We start from the raw sequence: 17,663 nt of genomic DNA, 5'->3' as shown, positions 1-17,663 counted from the left end.
AGGAACACCGTCCCCTGCCCTAATAGCGATTAATAGCACTCAGCGTCTGCGTCAGCCTCTCCGAGCGTTCTCTACCCGCCGTGAAGCACAGTCGTATTGATGAAATTTCCTGCCGACCATTTAGACCTATGCCCGCCTTAATGTAGGTATTGCCTTGCAATCTGTGCTCGAGCCAACGCCATAATAGTTAGCCAGGCTCATACTTTCTTATTACTCTCATATAAGAATAATTTTTTATCGCTGAATTATTGATAATCACATAAAGCCCTCCTACTCTGTAACAGGAACTTACAATAGGGAGGGGGGGCAACATGAAATCCATAAAAGAAATACCAGTAGCTAACGCAATGAAAGCAAAAACCATCGCTGATGGTAATGTTGTTGAAATCCTTTCACACTTGATCATTAACGCGCTGGTTAGTGTCCTTTTTGCATGCCTCTTAGTGGCAATGTTTTTTATATTTTACGCTTTTTGCTTACCTCTTTTCTATGTTATGTACTCAGGTTCGATTACTGCTGGCATTAAATTTGGCTGGGACAATACATTGCAGTATTCCATATACTCAGGTGCAATAGGGGGTATAGGTTTTTTCTTGGTCATGGGGATAGGCCCGATCATTTATCGCGAAAAATCTGATGAAAACCACAAGCGCTATCATGAAATCAAAACATCCGAGGGCTTCGAGAATGCGGAAGAACTTAAGTCTAAAGAATTCAACATAATGACGAACAGCAATTTAAGCAAGGTGCTTATCATATGGGGAAAGCAGTACGCACCAAACCCGGATTACACTGTGATTAATCCTGAGGACATCATTGAATCCGAAGTATATGTTGATGATCTTATGGTTTCAAAAGCCACTTCGGGGGTCAGCGGCAGCCTAGCAGGCGCCGCAGTTGGCGGGATTTTAACCGGAGGGACCGGCGCGATTGTCGGTGCGATTGCGGGAAAAAACAACAAGTCAATGACCGAAGTGAGAATTCGTAAGGTCGCCATCAACTTGATACTGAAAAACCCAAAAAGACCTTATGTTGAGCTAGCATTCTATGAAACAGGCCACAAAAATTACAAGGGACTAAAGAAAGGCGACTGGCTCTTAGATCACCACATAGATAGTGCAAATCATTGGCAAGCCGTATTTCAGAATCTAATCGCGGCGAAGCAGATTAATTAATTATTGAAGATTAAATATTATAATGTATAATTTTAGAAGAGGGATAGTATCAGCCTTAAATATTGAGCACATGCTTGACTAACTTTAAAAATTGGAGCGTGGCATTAAAATGAATATGAAATCAATTGTCGTAACCGCAACAATTGCTGCTTCTGTTATGACCACATCAGCGTTTGCCTGGACTACCGCAACATCTGATGACGAGTGGCGCTCTGGATGGGGCCAAGGTGTAGCAGAGGCGGAAGTCACACGTGGGTCGGGCAATAAGATCTATGTAGCTTGTGAGAGTGGAAGTAGACGCGCCAGTTCTATTCATTTCAGTCTTGCAGGAGATGGGCCGAGGTCGAATGAGATCATAATGATTTTTGATCAAGGACCTCTAGAAACAATTTCTGTAGATCAAAATGGTACTATATCATCAGATAGCCGCGCGGGCGCATTAAACTTTGATCATGTTCTTGAAAAGCTTAAAATACATAACAGTGTCTATATCCGATTTTCTGATGGACGTGAATCAACATTCACTCTTAAGGGCTCAGCTAAAGCAATCAGCGAAGATTGTAGGGCCGCCTTCTGGGACTAAATTAAGGGGTAAGGTATTATAGGGATGCGATCATGCATCCAATAATTTTGTTATCCATAAACTGTGCAATAACCAAACTCATTACAAGCTTTGGGTATTGCTCGAAATCTTCACTCCTTAGAGGTAACTAGGGAATCCCAGACCTTCCACCCAGAAACCGGTCCACCGTCAATGTGAGATTTCCGCTACGTTTACTCTGATAGTATGAGATCTCGCGATGAACCCGGCTTATTCATGAGGCAAGTCTGAGAACGAAGATAGCTGGTGGTTTCTCGTTATCCCCATAGATTCCATCCTGCAACGGGGCCATCCGCGTTGAGCTTGATGGCCAGCGCATCACCAGTGACAACGGTGCCTTGCTGCTGCGCGAAGCCCTCGACAGCAGCGGCGTGATCGCCGCCCTTGAGGATCGCCTGGTCGACCAGCACGACCCGCAGCGCGTCCGTCATTCGCTAGCCAGCCTGCTGCGCACCGTGGTTTTGCAGCATGCTAAGAGTTGGATTGATCTCAATGAAGTGGATAGTTACAGGCACCCCCTCGATCTAATACCCTAATTCAGCACCTGATGAATAAAGCAGGTTCAGAACACCGCTGCATAGGCTTGAATGACAATCGCGACGACCGCGTTCATTACCTTGGGCACGGCCAATCCCTCCCACAGCGCCTGGTCGATGAAGTAGAAGGCGGCCGAGAGGATCAAGAGCGGGAGCAGATTTCGTAACGCATAGGCGATAACGAGCCCTGTCACAAGTACGAGCAGAGCGCCGAGGCCTGCCTGCTCCAGCGATCCGTCGGAGCTGACGTAGGAGACTGCGCCGCCTGCTAACGCTAACATCAAGAGGACGGCCTGTAGCGATCTCGGTAGGGGCATGGCCCGGCCATTTCGCCTGGGCGAGATGGGACCGCCGCTACCCGGCGCCTTGCGGTAGGGATCCCTGCCGGTACCGGCGCAATGGATGCAGACATGATTGTCACGATCGAAACCGAAACCACCGCAAATCTCGCACAAGGCAGCCGACATAAGCCTACCCTCCGGCGAACAACGCCCAACAATAACAAATTAGGTCAGAAGCGCATTTCGCGCAAGCGCTGTGAAAGCGAACGGATGCCCGCAACTTGCTGTCGTGCTTTATTCAACTGTCGTCGTCTTAAACCTATTGCTCTTGGTGAGCGCGAAACCAAAATAAAGGTTTTAATATCTAACCTCTACTTACCACACACCCCATAACATAAGAATGCTAATAACCTGAATTCAAGCATTAAGCGCAGCACCTGCGGTTTCCAGGGCTCCTGAGTACCCCCCAGGAACACCTGTGCCGGTGTCCGATAACCGAGTCGCTTCCTAGGGCGGTCATTCAGCTTATTGACCACCTTGGGTAGCTCGGGGTCCGTTACCTGCCGGGAGTCCGTTCCCTTGGGGAAGTACTGCCGTACCAGGCCATTAGTGTTCTCGTTGCTCCCACGCTGGACGGAGCAGTAGGGATCACAAAAGTACGTCGCTGCGGTCACCGCCATGGCCACCGCCATGGCCACCGCCATGGCCACCGCTTCATGACCGGCGAATTCGGAACCATTGTCTAGTGCGATGGTGTGGCCAGCACCCGGCGAGGCTTCAGCAGGCGGATCATGGCCGCTTGCGTCAGCTTCGCCGAGATCCTGGGCAGCCGTGCCGCCAGCAGGTAGCCGCTCCGACGCTCTACCAGCGTAACTAGCCCCGATTGCTTGTGACCCTGGATCACGGTGTCGCCCTCCCAGTGGCCGATGAAGAGCCTGGCATCGACCTCAGTCGGGCGATGCTCGATGCCCGCCCGGTTAGGAATCTTGCCAAGCTCTGCGCTCTTGGCCTGGGGCCGGTGCTTGCTGCGCCGTGTGGGCTGGCGGAGATGCCGCCAGTGATCACCACCACGCGCCCTGTCATCCCAGATCAAGAAGTAGATCCACTGGTGCCTGACGCCTACGCCTGCCAAGGGCGCCATGAAACCGCTGATCTGTTCCGGGTTCCACTCCTCACGCAGCCGGTCGGCGACGGCAGCGATCATGCTGGGCAACCTCTTCGTCCGCTTCTAGGCGGTGCGGCGCCGGTGATCACTGAGAGACTGGGCCTGCTCGGGCTTGTAGCCACCAAAGTTGGCGTTGCGGCGCAGCTCACGGCTGATGGTGCTGCTGTGGATGCCCAGCTCTCTGGCGATCTGCCGCTGGCTCACACCAAAGTCATGGCGGGCGAATATCTGATATCGTTGGGTCTGGGTCAGCTGTCGGTATCCCATGCTCTGCTTCACTTTGGTAGGTAAGGCAGGGAGGGTACCGGCGCTGGCCCTCCTGCCTCTACCGTGCGGTCCAAAGTGCTGGGGTACTCTATGAATCTAAAAAGTATTGTAACTATTGCTAAAAGAATGGCTATAACAGACAGAGATATTCTTAAAGCTCCCGGAGAGACAAGGCCTGGAAATTCTAGCTCATATCTTAATTTTAATAAATTGATTAGCGCTATAGCCACAGACAATGAAAACAAAATTAAAAATATAAACTTATTATCGTCATTTAAAAGGGCACCAACCACCCAAAAGTTGGCAGGGACTTCATAATTAGCGACCATGAGCGCAAAAGCAATAGAAGCCAAGGGTATTAGAATAGAATATAAAACAAATCTAGAAGATACAGAGCGTTGCATTCTATGTAGTGAAATGTCTTTATAAATTTTCTCTCGCACCACATACTCGGCCAAGCCAGAAAGAAGACGGTCAGGCAATTTTAACAAACAAAAATGCGTGCCTCCAGTTTTAGATTTTCTTCGTTCCTCCAGCGCCTTATCATATTCTGGCCTTACTTTATGTGGTTCCTCTTTTTTTAACCATTTTAGCAATGCTTTATAAAATGGCACAACGATATCATATGTTGTTTTATCAACTCCTTTAATTTCTGAAAGCAATGGCTTAATTTCTTCTAAACTATCTTCAATAATTTCCACATTAGGTTCTTCCATGTAAAACTGAATCTTACACCGCAATAGCTGCGAAAGGATAAATTCAGCAACTACATCTTTACGTTTGAATTTATTATTATCCTTGCAAAGATAGGACTGAAGCTGCTGCGTTAGTTCTTTTGCGTCTGATTCAATTGTTTTCACAAGATTTTTTTCATAGACTGAAAATGTCTCGACACGACAGCACATCGCACATATTCCATATGATATAGCTTTAAAATCATTATTTCCTTTTTCCTCAAAAATATGCTTTACCTCACAGTTCATCGAAGCGCCTTCAGTTGGATTGCCTAGCATACTGTTCAGTGTTGCTTTTTGGTGGAGGTAAAGTGGCCAGACTTCCGAGTTAACAACATCTTCATATTTTGTCTTTTTTACATACTCGAAATAACAACCCAAAGTATTTATGCTTTTTTTATACCCCACCAAATCAGAAGAATAATACTGATAATCTAAAAAGGCCAAAGCTGAAAATATTGATTTTATTTCCTCATGGAAGTCTCCGTGGTAAGCAGGCCTGTACCGCATCACTTGAAAAAAGCTCAAATCTGATTCAATGATTCTAATTCCTTCTTGCCACCCTTGTTCGAAGTCAAGGTCTTTGACTCTTCTTTTCCATATTCTTTTATAAGAAAAAGTACAAATTAATATTATTTTAACCAATCTCCAAAAAAAACATTTAAGCTGGAATAAAAACCACGAATGTATTTTTTTAAATTTCATTTTCTACCTCCCTACCTCTCTATCTGCCAGAGTAGTTGTCACCTAACCAAATTTAGAGGCCTGGATTCATAGAATAACCGCTGCAATTTGGATTTAACGGTAGAGGCAGGAGGGCCAGCACCGATACCCTCCCTGCTTTACCGAGGGGATGGAGTCCGACGCACCCTATACCGGTGCTGCTGCGCCACACTAGAGGGTGGGAGGGCCACTGCCCGCCCATGGCTAAGGAGCACTTCCCATGACTATTTCCCGAATCGGTGTTGATATTGCCAAGTCTGTTTTCGACGTCTACGGTGTCGACCGTCATGATCAGGTTCAATAGCGCAGTAAGTTCTCCTGTGACAAGTGGCTGGGCGCGATCGCCAACCGTGTCCCTGTCGGTGCCGAGATCGCCATGGAAGCCTGTGCCTCATCTCACTATTGGGCGGGTGAACTTCAGGCACGCGGATATCACGTTAAGCTGATCGCGGCTCAGTTCGTGAAGCCCTACATCAAGAGCAACAAGAGTGACCGCGTTGATGCCGAGGCCTTCTGTGAGGCCATGAGAAGACCAACGATGCACTTCGTGGCGGCCAAGACGGCAGCTCAACAAGATATTCAGGCCGCTCACCCTATCCGGGAAGAGCTTGTTCAGCATCGCACGGCCAAGGCAAACCAGATTCACGGGTTGGTTGGCGAGTACGGGCTGGTGGCCCCCATCGGTATCGGTCAGCTACGCACGGCACTGCCACGCTGGCTGGAAGACGCCGAGAACGGCTTGACCGATAACTTCCGCTTCCTGCTTGCGGGGCTCGCCGAAGATCTCCGGTACCTGGATGACCGCATTGCCACGGTCACGGAGCGCATCGCGCACCACTCCAAAACTGTCCCTGTAGCGAAACGCCTGATGACTCTCCGGGGTGTCGGCATCATTACAGCCAGCGCGCTGGCCGGCGGCCTAGGTGATGCTAAGGCCTTCAAGCGCGGACGTGACTTTGCTCCCCTCACTGGGCCTGACGCCGCGTCAACACAGTACCGGCGGACGAGATCGCTTGCTGGGGATCAGCAAAAGGAGACAGTTATCTGCGGACATTGCTGGTACATGGTGCTCGAGCGGTCTTGCGATACACGGAAGGCAAGGAGGACAACCTGAGTCACTGGGTCCGGCAGCTGGCTGAGCGAAAACATGCCAACGTGGCAGTGATCGCCTTGGCCAACAAGACGGCGCGTATCGCCTGGTCGATCACCTGTCACGACATTGCATATGATCCGGATAGGGCAGCCCAAGCTGCGTAAATCCAACCCCATGAATCTAATGATTTTATTTCACTGAGGTCACCCACCACCACGATTGCTGAGCATGCTGCAAGATGGCAAACAGGTCGAACCGACGTCGGTAAACCCCGTTTTGGTCGAAGAGCAAGCAACTCGCTTTACCATTTGGGAACTGACGTGCGGATAGCCCATCAGGGTCCGATGCCTCTGGCATCATCTTAAAGATCGGATATACGTGTGTAGTCGTACCTACCAACTATCGTGCCTCGTGCTTGCAACCGGGTCGGACTCCATATACGACCAAAGTGAAGCAGAGCATGGGATACCGACAGCTGACCCAGACCCAACGATACCAGATTCACGCCCAACGAGGTGTCGGCATGAGCCAGCGACAGATCGCCAGAGAGCTTGGCATCCACAACAGCACTGTCAGCCGCGAGCTGCACCGTAACGCCGCTGCTGATGGGTATGATCCCGAGCAGGCTCAGACACTTAGCGATGACCGGCGCCGCACCGCCTGGAAGAGGACGAAGCGCCTGCCCAGCATGATCGCAGCCGTCGCCGATCGTCTGCGCGAAGAGTGGAGCCCGGAGCAGATCAGCGGCTTCATGACGCCCTTGACGGGCATGGGCGTGAGTCACCAGTGGATCTACTCCTTGATCTGGGATGACAAGGCACTCGGTGGCGACCTGTGGCAGTGCCTACGACAGCCCAAGCGGCGCAGCAAGTACCGTGCTCAGGCCAAGAGTGCGGGGCTTGGCAAGATCCCCAACAGGGTCGGTATCGAGCACTGTCCCGCTGAGGTGGATGACCGGCTCACTATTGGCCACTGGGAGGGCGACACAGTGCTCAAGGGGCACAAGCAGTCCGGATTGGTCACGCTGGTCGAGCGCCGCAGCGGCTATCTGCTGGCAGCACGGCTACCCAATATCACCGCAGAGCTGACGCAGAAGGCCATGATTCGGTTGCTGAAGCCCCGTCGTGGAGCAGTCCAGACCATCACGCTGGACAATGGCTCGGAGTTTGCCAGCCACGAGGCCGTGGGCAAGGCGGTGACGGCAGCCACCTACTTCTGTGCCCCCTACTGCTCAGGCCAACGAGGGACTAACGAGAACACCAATGGCCTGATACGGCAGTACTTCCCCAAGGTGATCGACTTCCGGCAGGTGACGGACGCCGAGGTGAGAGCGGTCGTCAAGAAGCTGAATGATCGCCCTAGGAAGCGACTCGGTTATCGGACACCGGCACAGGTGTTCCTGGGAGAATACTCAGGAGCCCTGGATACCGCAGGTGCTGCACTTATTGCTTGAATTCAGGGTCCATGCGCGGAACCGGGATCATCGGCCCCATTGTTCTCGCCGGTCTTGTCGAGTTCGCAGGACAACTTTATTTTGGCGGCTCGATTCACAGCTATATCTTGGATTCCTTTTAGCTGGTCTATCCCTACCGCCCCACCATCGTAGCGGACGGAGAGCCATGCTCATGTTGGCATTTGTGTCTACCAGCGAAATTGAATGAGGTCCTATATCGGGCAGTGATCCCTGCGGAACTGCACTATCACCTAACGCAAGTCACGCAGCACTTGATTGCGTTGCAAGGTCTGTTCTTCCATACAGGACCAGTAGAACATGTGATCGGCGCTGCCGCCTGCATCCAGTTCCGGCTCGCAGTTCGCGTCGCGTTGCCGTAGCCATGCGTGCTGTTCGTCAAGTAGCCCCTGGCCAATTCCACGAGCGTCCGCCAAGGGCTTAACCTCTTCCCAGAGCTGATTTAGTTCTCGGTCCGCGATCTCAAATTTTTGTTGGGCGCAGATGTTAGCATCACGCTGGGTCGAACCGTTGCAATAGGGTTGCGCAATGGCTGTCGCCGGACTTAGGGCAGCTACAACTAGAAAAACGAAAATTCGCTTCATGGTTAACCTCCATCTTCGAAACAAGCTAATTTAATATAATAATATACGAATATATTGTGGTGAAATTACATTTTCTATAACCCTTATTTAGAGTACCACTGATCAATTCGATGCCGAGCGCCTGTAGCGCTCAGCCCAGCAAGTTTCGCGCTTCAGCGGCTGATTTCTGACCATTTCAGCTGGCCTATTTTCCTTGGCAGCCGGCCTGTCCGGCTACCAGGCCAAACTCAAGACGCACTGGCCCCATCAACTCGGCCTTCGCGTCGGTGAGACAGCATCAGGTTGACCACTCCGAACAGACTGAACAGCTGCACTTGGTTCTTGGCCAGCCCTTTGTAGCGAACCTTACTGGTAGCCGACGAGGTTCTTGATGACATGAAACGGGTGCTCGACCTTGGCGCTGCTGCTGGCCTTGGCCTTCTCGAATGCCAGCAGCAGCGCTTTCCTGGGAGTGTCTTCCATCTTCTTGATGGTGCCGCGTTTGGCGGCGACACAGCACCGGGAGTCCGAGTGTCCTTCTCTTCTCCAAGGTGCTTCCACACACCGAGGTAACCCGCATCGCCGTATACCCGCTTGTCATCCTCCCGGACCAGATGACCTGCCATGGTGACATCGGCGAGGTTGGCCGAGGTGACGACGACACTGTGGGTCAGCCCAGTCACGGCATCGACGCCGATATGGGACTTCAAGCCGAAATACCACTGGTTGCCCTTCTTGGTCTGCTTCATCTCCGGGTCGCGTTGCTTGGCCTTGTTCTTGGTAGAGGGCGCGGCCGCCACAATGGTGGCGTCGACGATGGTACCCTCGCGCATGAACAAGCCTTGCTCGGCCAAGCTGGCGTTGATCTCCTTGAGCATCCGCTGGGCGAGTGCATGCTTCTCCAACAGGTGGCGGAAGCGAAGCTGCGTAGTTGCATCGGGAACGCTCTCCTCGGCCAAATCGATGCCCACGAAGTCGCGCATCGCCTGGCTGTCGTAGATCGCATCTTCGCGCGCCTCGTCAGCGAGCGCATACCATTGTTGCAGGAAGTAGATCCGCAGCATGCGCTCCAGGTCGATGGGCGGGCGGCCGCGCTTGCCGGCCGCGTTCGGGAAGTAGGCGGGCGACAGCGCGTCGGTGAGCCGTTGCCAAGGGACAAGGGTCTCCATCTGAGCTAGGAATCGCTCGCGGCGGGAGACCTTTTCCTTGTTCTGGTGCTCAGCCTGAGCGAACGAGATCTGCTTCATCGGGCGGCTCTGTCAGACGGTGGCAGGAAGGTCGGACTTTACCCCACCACCGGCTGCCTGGCAGCTGCGGCAGGATTTATGCAGCGTTTCCCTAAGGCTCATCCAGAGAGAACGAGCTATACTTAGACGCGTGGACATATCATAAGATAAGGTAGCAGGATGGCTACTTGCTTTCGTGCCAAAGACTGACAGGCATCTGTGAAGTGAATTTACGCAGCTTTCACCGCAAAGATTATTTCAGAGGAATATTTTTAATATCATATAGCATTGCTGTGAATCACGAAATATAAAATTAACAAAATAATAACGATTCACTTTTACTATGCTGCGAAAGATGAGGCGCTTTTTAATTCAGGGTAGTCATGAAGTAGATTCAACATGTTATATTGTATTAAATATTGCCACATGGTGTGCTTATGACTGACCACAAAAAACCTAACAAACAAGATAAAATTTATGATGAGGAAGGCTATAAAAAAGCAGAATCTGCTGACGCCTTGGCAACTGTTGTAGGAGTAATATGCGCTTTTATAATGATAATCATAGTTTTAAGCCTAGTGAACAATAACTCTATTGGTGACAGCACACGCTTAATACCAATTTTTTATATTATATTTGTTGGCATAGCTTCTTTATTTGCAATAGTCGCCATGATTAAAAAAGAAGAGTTTGAAGAAAACGTTATTAGAAAAAAAACCAAGGAGAAGGAAATGAACGATAAAATACTCAACGACTTAGTTCAGCAAGCCGAGAGACACGGAAACATTATTGTTTATGGGAATGTCCAGGGAGATGTTGCTACTCACATTGATAAATCACAATACAAGGAAGCCATTATAAATATTAGCAATAAAAATCCCGAACTAGCCAATGAATTAAAGATACTAGGAGCACTTGTTGATAGATCGGGAAACGAAGAAGCTGCTGAATATTTTAACTCATTCCAAAAGCATTTAGCAAACAACGATATAAATGATATAGACAAAGCCTCACTAAAATCCTTATGGAATAGCATTAAAAACCTTTTACCTGAGGTCGAAAGAATCTCCAACATACTACACACGTTGACTAAAATTTTCATGTAGTCCAATAATACAATAATCATATAACTTATATCATCTCCACCCCGCCATGAATATAATTATGGGCCCAAGCCCCATAGCTGATGATTCTCATAAATCAAGCTCTTGCCGTTGCACATTACTTTTTCCGAGTGCACTCCATCCGCTTGTTTTTTGACCTGCCTTAAAATAAGAAAGTGATATTAAGTTAAAGCTTTCTCTTCATTCCGAATACAAAGCACCACCTCCCCCTGCTCTAAATTTTCTGCCGGCAGTCGGAACCGAATGTTCTCACTATTAGGGTAGCGCCTAGCAGTGGCAGGGAGATCACTATCAAGTCCCGTCCACTTGGCCCGCAACAGCCGGCCATCACCGTCATCCCTGTCACGAATACCAATTGTGAGGGTGTGCTGAAAGAGGTGCTCACCGAAGTAATGACGATCCCGCAGCACCTGGCGGTTGCGAACGTAATGGGGTAGAAAACGGAGGCGGACTTGAAAGTTGGAATAGCGGTCTTGGGCACTCGGCCGATTCGCCTTCATCAAATAGGTTTGAAAGAGGGTTTCGCGGCTGGACTCCAAGGCACGGGCACCGATGGTCAATGCCGACCCATGCTCCTCGCGCTGATCGCTCATGACGATCTCCTCACCACGGATAAGCACCGTGGTCTCAATAAGCAGAAAACGCAGATCAGCGTCTTTGCGAAGAGACTCTTTGAGGCGGACACCCTCCAAGTCGATTCGAACGCTGGTATCGCCAAAGAGGAAGCGCTGGAGATTTTGGTACCCCTCCTCCGAGTTGACGATACCAAGCGGTCCGCTGTGACTGCGATAGACGAATGCACGACTGCTACCTTTTATGTAGGCGTGTTCCATCTGTACCAAGCCGTCGCTGCCCGGCCCCACCGCCAAACTCGCCAAGTTATAGTCAGTGTGGTTGGTACCAATGAGCGAAAAGATCCGCTCGACGGGGAAATGATTACCAACTTCATTCAAGCGCTGTTCATCCCAATCGTCCGGCAAGCCGAGAAACTTCCGCATCCGTTTTGGGCCGAAGGTGTCCGAGTCATTTAACCCAAGCAGGTCGCGCACGCTGGTCAAAAAGCCGAGACCACGCCGGAAATGGATACCACGGTGCGGTGTGGCATAAGTGAAAAGCCGGTCAATCTTCCGTATGGCGTTTTTCTTGAAGACCCGCTGAATAAGCGAGCGGCAAATGAGACCTCCCATGGAGTGTGCCACAAGGTGGACCCGTTTCGCGCCTGTTTGCTCCAAGACATAATCCACCAGATGGCCGAGATTCTCACCCAGGGTCTCGATATCGTCCCTAGTGCCATCGCCGGCGCGTTCGGAAGTGCGGTCATAGTATCGATAGATCCAGAGGGATCGGACCGGGAACCCGCCGGCCTTATATATCTTTTGCTCACCGTTCAGCAACTCCACCTCGCCGCGTTCGCTTACCCTAGCAAAGAGATCAGTGTAGCCGTGGTCCTTCATCATACGGACCAACGGGCTCTCAAAGAGGAAGAAATTGGGATCTCCGTCAGGACCTGTGCGAACCTGCGTACTGCCGAGATTGAAGCCGTAGTATGGCCGATCCACCGTGGATTCAACAGCCCCCTTGCTTCCTGCGTAACCTCGTACATAGATGATAGGTAAATATTTATCCATGCTCCCTCCTAATAGTCATTATTTATTTATCGCGTATGTCTGCTCAAAGTTTTTATTGGCAAAGTTTAATCGCGCAGGACAGTTACTCTTCTCAGTGTAGGCACCTGTATTATTCATTTTCAGAACTATCAAAAATCTTAGATGACTTGTCGATGCTGCAAGCGATAGCCGATGCAGCGCTAAGCTCCTAGAATTATAAAAAACAGATTTCCAGTTAAGTGCTTTTCATGTCTGGATTGTATTTCCGCCCACCTTCTCCACTTACTTTTTCCGTGTCGCAAATGAAAGTTTAACTTCTTATCGAGCAAGCCGAGTAGCAATAGCAAATGATAACACCTTTTCGAATTGGTCATATCTTCCACATAAACATTAAGATAACCGACATTTGTAGTAATATTTTTTAGAATACACGATCAGAAGAAATATACTTATTGCAAGCAGTACCAGTCCTAAAACCAGCCCACCGTCAGTAACGTAGGGTATATATTGCCAGCCGTTAGGAGCAATGGCGAACAATCCTTCGTAGCTCTTTACACCTTGATGGGCAGCAAGACGGCTATCCCAAAAACTTGGAGCCAGCACCGCCCAGTTATCGTCTACCCATTTCGTGACAACGCTCTTTCTATACTTGCTAAGACAGGCAAATAGGGTGGAAAAAGGAATTAAGCAGTAGATAGTTATCATAATGTATGAGATCACTGGATCCCGGTAATTATCCGTCTCGAAGTGCGTTGGCGGCCAAAGGAGCGCCAGGTTACGATCTTTGCTCCTCCACAGATAAAGCACCTGAAGCAGAGCAAATGCCGCCAAGAACAAGCACAACAGGATGGCGGCAACAAGAGCTACAGATATTTTTAATCCCTCATCAACGGGAGTACCTCCAATACTAGTTAATCCGGTTGCGAGGAAATAAAACAGCGGAATGGCCTACACAATTAGGAAGACCCCCAGCCACTTCCACATTTTACATAGGGGATTTTCCTCGACCATTGCGGAACTCCAGATAAATTGTTTAATTACACGACTTGACTGTTCGTGAAGAAATTTAGGACTGTAGATCATAATCTGATCTACGTCGAGAGAGAACTATGTACCTGTTTTTTAATATGTTTCAGAAAGCTGGCCTAAGTTAGATGGCATTTATTCATCGGCGCTTTTTATGAGCGTTGATAAGGAAAAACAAGATAAGATTATAAAAAATAAATATCAAAAACAGGCGTTGCGCACCACATTCAGCAACTTACGAGTCTATCCTTGGCCAAGTTTGTGGATAGGTGTATACATTCCCTAAGATTTCAATAACGAAAATAATTTCGTCAGCTGTATTTTGGGTGCGATAAAATTAAATACGGAGGCAGAAATATAGACACCCTCTTCATACGTACAAGGTTCCAATAGCTAACCAGAATTCAAGCAGCACCTGCGGTGTCAAGGGCTCCTGAATATTATCCAAGGATTATCAGTTTCGGTGCCCGATATAAGAGACGCTATCTTTCGTAACTTGGCATCGGTGACCGGTCGGAAATTCATTCCCTTGGGAAGTACTGACATGTTAGACCAATAGTTTTCTCAATGCTCCCACGCTGGCCGGAGAACAAGGTGATCACAGAAGTGTGTCGCTGTGTCCGAAGTCTAGCAGTCTGTCGGACTTGAGATTAATGAATGAGCTGAGGCGCGGGTCCTTCACCAACCCCTGTGTTGGTCTGGTGTGTGGCTCTTAACCTGCCCCTCAGCGTCTGCAAGGCGGTTCTGACGCCTTGCCTGTTGGGCAGATAGGCGCGGTGTCAGCGCCGGAGCTATAAGACCGTAGATCATCAAAACAGGTTGTCCCCCCGACCCGCATGGCCTTCTCTTGATGGTGCCGAAGACCGGTTCCACGGTATGTTTGCGCAACGCGTAGAGCGCTCGGCCCGCCTGCGTCTTCAAGAGGTGTGCCATTTGCTCGACGGGGTCGGTACTCTCCGGTGCCGGCGGGTCAGCCATAAAGCGCTCGAATACCGGGAGGTGGTGGACGTAGCGCTTCATCGCGAGCAAGGGCTCGATATCATGCGCCTGGTTCTTGGCCAGACCCTGTAGCGAACCTTCCAGTAGCCAGTAGCTGAAGAGGGCTCTTGATAATATAGGAGAGATCTCGGTTCCTGGATGATTAATTAACCAGGAATCGACAGTTAGCAAAAGCTACCGCCAAGCGGCTCCAGCAAAGCCACCATGCCAATCACGCATGACGCATCCCTCCCCCCATCTCAGGGCAGCAACGCCACATTTGGATACATACTCTTTGAGTAATCTAGTCAGGAATGCTTCGGTTTGCGTAATCGGTTAGGAGGAAAAATTGGGATGGAGATGGTCAATGGACATACTTCTCTACATCGCATTCTAATAGTTTTTCCATATGGATTTAAACTGGTTTAATAACAGAGCGTTACTTTATCACTTTAACTTCGCTAAATTAAAAATTAATAACATAGAATATGTGTACTTTTCAATTTTCTCCCAGAATGAAATCACCGATCAGAGTGTCAATTCAGCCATATCGATAGATCTACTAGTATTAAGGACCTACTCCCCAGCCGTGCTCAGCCAACACACAGCAACCTCCTCCCTTTTTTCCTACTGAGCCCCCCAGTACCCTGGATTCAATCAATGAGCGCAGCACCTGAGGCATTCAGGGATCTTGAGTATTCACCAAGGTACACCAGTGCCGATGTCCGATAATTGAGACGCTTCCTGGGGCGGTCATTCAGTTTTCTGTCGACCTTGCGCGGCTCGGTATCAGTAACCTGCCGAAAGTCAGTTCCCTTGGGGAAGCACTGGCGTACCAGGCCATTGGTGTTCTCGTTGCTCCTTCGCTGCCCAGAGCAGTTGGGATTACAGAAATTAGGTCGCGGCTCTCTCGGCCCCGGCTGGCCGGTGAACTCTTAGCCGTTGTCCTAGGTGATGGTCTCTATATCGCCCCGGCCAGGATTCAGCAAGCGAATCATAGTCGCTTACGTCAGCCCCGCTGAGATTCGGGGCAACCGTGCCCCCAGCAGGTGGCCGCTACTACGCTCTATCAGCGTGACCAACTCCCCCTGAATCACGGTGTCACCCTCCCAGTGCCCTATAGGGAGCCAGTCATCGACATCAGCAGGGCGGTGCTCGATCCCCACGCGGTTCAGGATCCTGTTGAGCCCTGCGCTCTTGGCCTGAGCGCGGTGCTTGCTGCGCCGCTTGGGTTGACGGAGATGCTGCCAGAGATCGCCACCATGCTACGTGTCCTCCCAGATCAAGGAGTAGATCCACTGGTGACTGGCGACTACGCCTGCCAAGGCGACATGAAACTTCTGATCTGCACCGGGCTTCACTCCTCATGCTGCCGATCAACGACGGCGGCTATCATCCTGGCCAAACGCTTCGCCCGCTTCCAGGCGTTGCGTCGCCGGTGATCGCTGAGGGACTGGGCCTGCTCAGGATCGTAGCCGCCGGCGCTGACCTTCCTGCTTTTACCGGAAGAACAAAAGTGCTTCGCCTATTTTATGAACCCATGGATAGGAATGAAAAGTAACGGGAAAAAGAGTTTAGCATGAGCATGTAATGCAACATCTGTCATTGTTCGATAGTCACTGGGTACCCCTGGCGGATCTTCTTTAGCTGATTACTCAATAGGTCAAAATAGGTATTGCTCTTCTCTTATCAGCTGTCTAATCTATATGCAAATCACAGAGCGGAGTATGGCGATGCTTGATAACATCGAACGGGACAAACAGGCGGCACACTTAACAGAGCAGTATCGAGGTAAGCTAGCGCCTTCAGACCTTAAGACGCTCGTGGACAGGTTGCTTACCTGTGACATCATAAAGCCCCAGCCCCACTGGGCAATCCAAGAATCCGACATCAGGGAACGGGCAAGTATTGTCCGTGAGTGGCAAATCGTCAATGTCATTGATACAGATGAAAAAATGAGTTTCCTTTTCTCAGACATGCTGGTGTGGGATTACAAACATCGTGGGTCACATGGTGACTATATCTTCACCAGCCTGATTGCAAATTTTGATATTGAAAGAGGCCTAGTGCAAACCAGAAACACACTTTACTGCCTCGACGGCGATGGCGAGGAAGTAAATGCTACGCTGTTAGAAGCAAACAAAATGAAGATGCTCGGACAGTCACTGCACATGATACGGGCTGTAGAGCAAAATATTGGACCCATCATCGGCAGCGCTGAGTAAAAAAGTGATTTTTAAGCATAGCCGCCCTGCTCTGTGTGATCAAGGTAGCGAAGTACGGCGGCCATCCTGCCAGTGGCAACTAGCTGCTGCGCCGTGAGGGCTCCCAGCTCGGGGATTGGCGTCTCTCGATACAAGCGCAGTGCTTCTTTTCTAGAGCCCGCCCAAACCTCGACACGCGGAAAATGACTTTCTCTGCTGGATCGAATGGCCGATGATACGATTTCACGCTTCCGCGCAGTCGCTCAAGGGGTACTTTAGCCTGGTCAGGCCCGTGTGGGAGATACGTGCGGCACGATATACACGCCATCGGTCACATGCACGTCATTCGCCGCAGCTTGTACCGCCTGGGCGCTCGCTATGCTTAGCTGGACGATCAGCACGTCCAGCTCAAGCAAATGACCCTCCCCGCGCCTAACAACGCTGTACTGCGCGCGATGGACTTCCCCCACTCCAGTGGACACGCATCGATAACTCCCAGATAGGAGAGAACCGATGCCCGAGATGATAACGGGGAAGAAAACTCAGCGGTACAGTACTGAGTTCAAAGTCAAGGCAGTGGAATGGAGCCACCAAGCCCACCGGAGCGTCAAAGGCGTTGCCGAAGCGCTGGATATTCACCCCTTCATGCTGTCACGCTGGCGAAAGGAATACCGAGAGGGACAGTTCGCCATGAAACGGGTCAAGAAAGCCCCAGCTGATGCTAAAAAGAAGATCCAGGAGCAGGATGAAGTCGCTCGCCTGAAGCGCCGCGTATCGGAGCTTGAGGAGGAGAACGACATCCTAAAAAAGTTTCAACGTTTTCAGGCAGAGGAACGACGGAAGCGTTCCGGTTCGTCTGGAAACACCGAGGACAGCACGAGGTAAAGGC

At 50.3% G+C, this 17,663-nt stretch carries 12 protein-coding genes and 4 pseudogenes; 8 read left to right on the top strand and 8 right to left on the bottom strand.

Annotation, left to right across the window (positions count from 1 at the left end; genetic code table 11):
• Nucleotides 1-311 precede the first annotated feature (311 nt).
• The 3 genes and pseudogenes from LY622_RS05885 to LY622_RS05875 all read left to right on the top strand — a co-directional run.
• Nucleotides 312-1,175 carry an arginine repressor gene (locus LY622_RS05885; RefSeq protein ID WP_234290033.1) on the top strand — a complete coding sequence of 288 codons (864 nt, stop codon included), beginning with the start codon at nucleotides 312-314 and terminating at the stop codon, nucleotides 1,173-1,175.
• A gap of 109 nt (nucleotides 1,176-1,284) precedes the next feature.
• On the top strand, nucleotides 1,285-1,758 hold the full coding sequence (locus LY622_RS05880) for a YfjT/YkfB family phage-associated protein (protein ID WP_234290032.1): 474 nt from the start codon (nucleotides 1,285-1,287) through the stop codon (nucleotides 1,756-1,758).
• A gap of 287 nt (nucleotides 1,759-2,045) precedes the next feature.
• A pseudogene (locus LY622_RS05875) lies at nucleotides 2,046-2,288 on the top strand (transposase); the annotation flags it as partial.
• A gap of 50 nt (nucleotides 2,289-2,338) precedes the next feature.
• Here the strand turns inward: LY622_RS05875 and LY622_RS05870 are convergent.
• The 3 genes and pseudogenes from LY622_RS05870 to LY622_RS05855 all read right to left on the bottom strand — a co-directional run bounded on the left by LY622_RS05870 (nucleotide 2,339) and on the right by LY622_RS05855 (nucleotide 5,464).
• Nucleotides 2,339-2,779: a hypothetical protein gene (locus LY622_RS05870; protein WP_234290031.1), complete on the bottom strand. Its 441-nt coding sequence runs from the start codon at nucleotides 2,777-2,779 to the stop codon at nucleotides 2,339-2,341.
• A 231-nt stretch (nucleotides 2,780-3,010) separates the two neighbouring features.
• Nucleotides 3,011-4,025, bottom strand: a pseudogene (locus tag LY622_RS22725) (IS30 family transposase).
• Nucleotides 4,026-4,033: 8 nt separating this feature from the next.
• The gene (locus LY622_RS05855; protein ID WP_234290028.1) at nucleotides 4,034-5,464 is read right to left on the bottom strand and encodes a hypothetical protein; all 1,431 of its coding nucleotides are present in this window, start codon (nucleotides 5,462-5,464) and stop codon (nucleotides 4,034-4,036) included.
• Nucleotides 5,465-5,813: 349 nt separating this feature from the next.
• On the opposite strand from LY622_RS05855, the gene LY622_RS05850 reads away from it, so the two are divergent.
• Both LY622_RS05850 and LY622_RS05845 read left to right on the top strand, forming a co-directional pair.
• A complete protein-coding gene (locus LY622_RS05850) occupies nucleotides 5,814-6,596 on the top strand; it encodes an IS110 family RNA-guided transposase (protein ID WP_255762338.1) in 783 nt (260 codons plus the stop codon).
• Nucleotides 6,597-7,035: 439 nt separating this feature from the next.
• A complete protein-coding gene (locus LY622_RS05845; protein WP_255762219.1) occupies nucleotides 7,036-8,028 on the top strand; it encodes an IS30 family transposase in 993 nt (330 codons plus the stop codon).
• 251 nt (nucleotides 8,029-8,279) lie between these two features.
• Here the strand turns inward: LY622_RS05845 and LY622_RS05840 are convergent, their stop codons facing one another.
• A complete protein-coding gene (locus tag LY622_RS05840) occupies nucleotides 8,280-8,630 on the bottom strand; it encodes a lysozyme inhibitor LprI family protein (protein ID WP_234290025.1) in 351 nt (116 codons plus the stop codon).
• 227 nt (nucleotides 8,631-8,857) lie between these two features.
• Nucleotides 8,858-9,856, bottom strand: a complete 999-nt coding sequence (locus LY622_RS05835) for an IS5 family transposase (RefSeq protein ID WP_234290024.1) — start codon at nucleotides 9,854-9,856, stop codon at nucleotides 8,858-8,860.
• Nucleotides 9,857-10,272: 416 nt separating this feature from the next.
• On the opposite strand from LY622_RS05835, the gene LY622_RS05830 reads away from it, so the two are divergent.
• Nucleotides 10,273-10,941 (top strand): hypothetical protein, encoded by a 669-nt coding sequence (locus LY622_RS05830; protein ID WP_234290023.1) that lies wholly within the window; start codon nucleotides 10,273-10,275, stop codon nucleotides 10,939-10,941.
• A gap of 179 nt (nucleotides 10,942-11,120) precedes the next feature.
• Here the strand turns inward: LY622_RS05830 and LY622_RS05825 are convergent, their stop codons facing one another.
• The 3 genes and pseudogenes from LY622_RS05825 to LY622_RS22715 form a co-directional block, all read right to left on the bottom strand.
• Nucleotides 11,121-12,587, bottom strand: coding sequence for an esterase/lipase family protein (locus LY622_RS05825; protein ID WP_234290022.1), 1,467 nt, complete (start codon nucleotides 12,585-12,587; stop codon nucleotides 11,121-11,123).
• Nucleotides 12,588-14,435: 1,848 nt separating this feature from the next.
• Nucleotides 14,436-14,630: pseudogene (locus tag LY622_RS22720) on the bottom strand (IS5/IS1182 family transposase); the annotation flags it as partial.
• A 593-nt stretch (nucleotides 14,631-15,223) separates the two neighbouring features.
• A pseudogene (locus LY622_RS22715) lies at nucleotides 15,224-16,065 on the bottom strand (IS30 family transposase); the annotation flags it as partial.
• Between the two features lie 238 nt (nucleotides 16,066-16,303).
• On the opposite strand from LY622_RS22715, the gene LY622_RS05815 reads away from it, so the two are divergent.
• Together LY622_RS05815 and LY622_RS05810 are read left to right on the top strand one after the other, a co-directional pair.
• Complete coding sequence (locus tag LY622_RS05815) at nucleotides 16,304-16,795, top strand: DUF6957 family protein (RefSeq protein WP_234290021.1); 492 nt, start codon at nucleotides 16,304-16,306, stop codon at nucleotides 16,793-16,795.
• Between the two features lie 492 nt (nucleotides 16,796-17,287).
• Nucleotides 17,288-17,659, top strand: a complete 372-nt coding sequence (locus LY622_RS05810) for a transposase (protein WP_234290020.1) — start codon at nucleotides 17,288-17,290, stop codon at nucleotides 17,657-17,659.
• Nucleotides 17,660-17,663: the final 4 nt, after the last annotated feature.

This window comes from Halomonas alkalisoli, from assembly GCF_021412585.1.
GTDB classification, from domain to species: domain Bacteria; phylum Pseudomonadota; class Gammaproteobacteria; order Pseudomonadales; family Halomonadaceae; genus Halomonas; species Halomonas alkalisoli.
The sequence above is the reverse complement of the archived record's forward strand: the minus strand, read 5'-3'. Positions and strand labels throughout refer to the sequence as shown.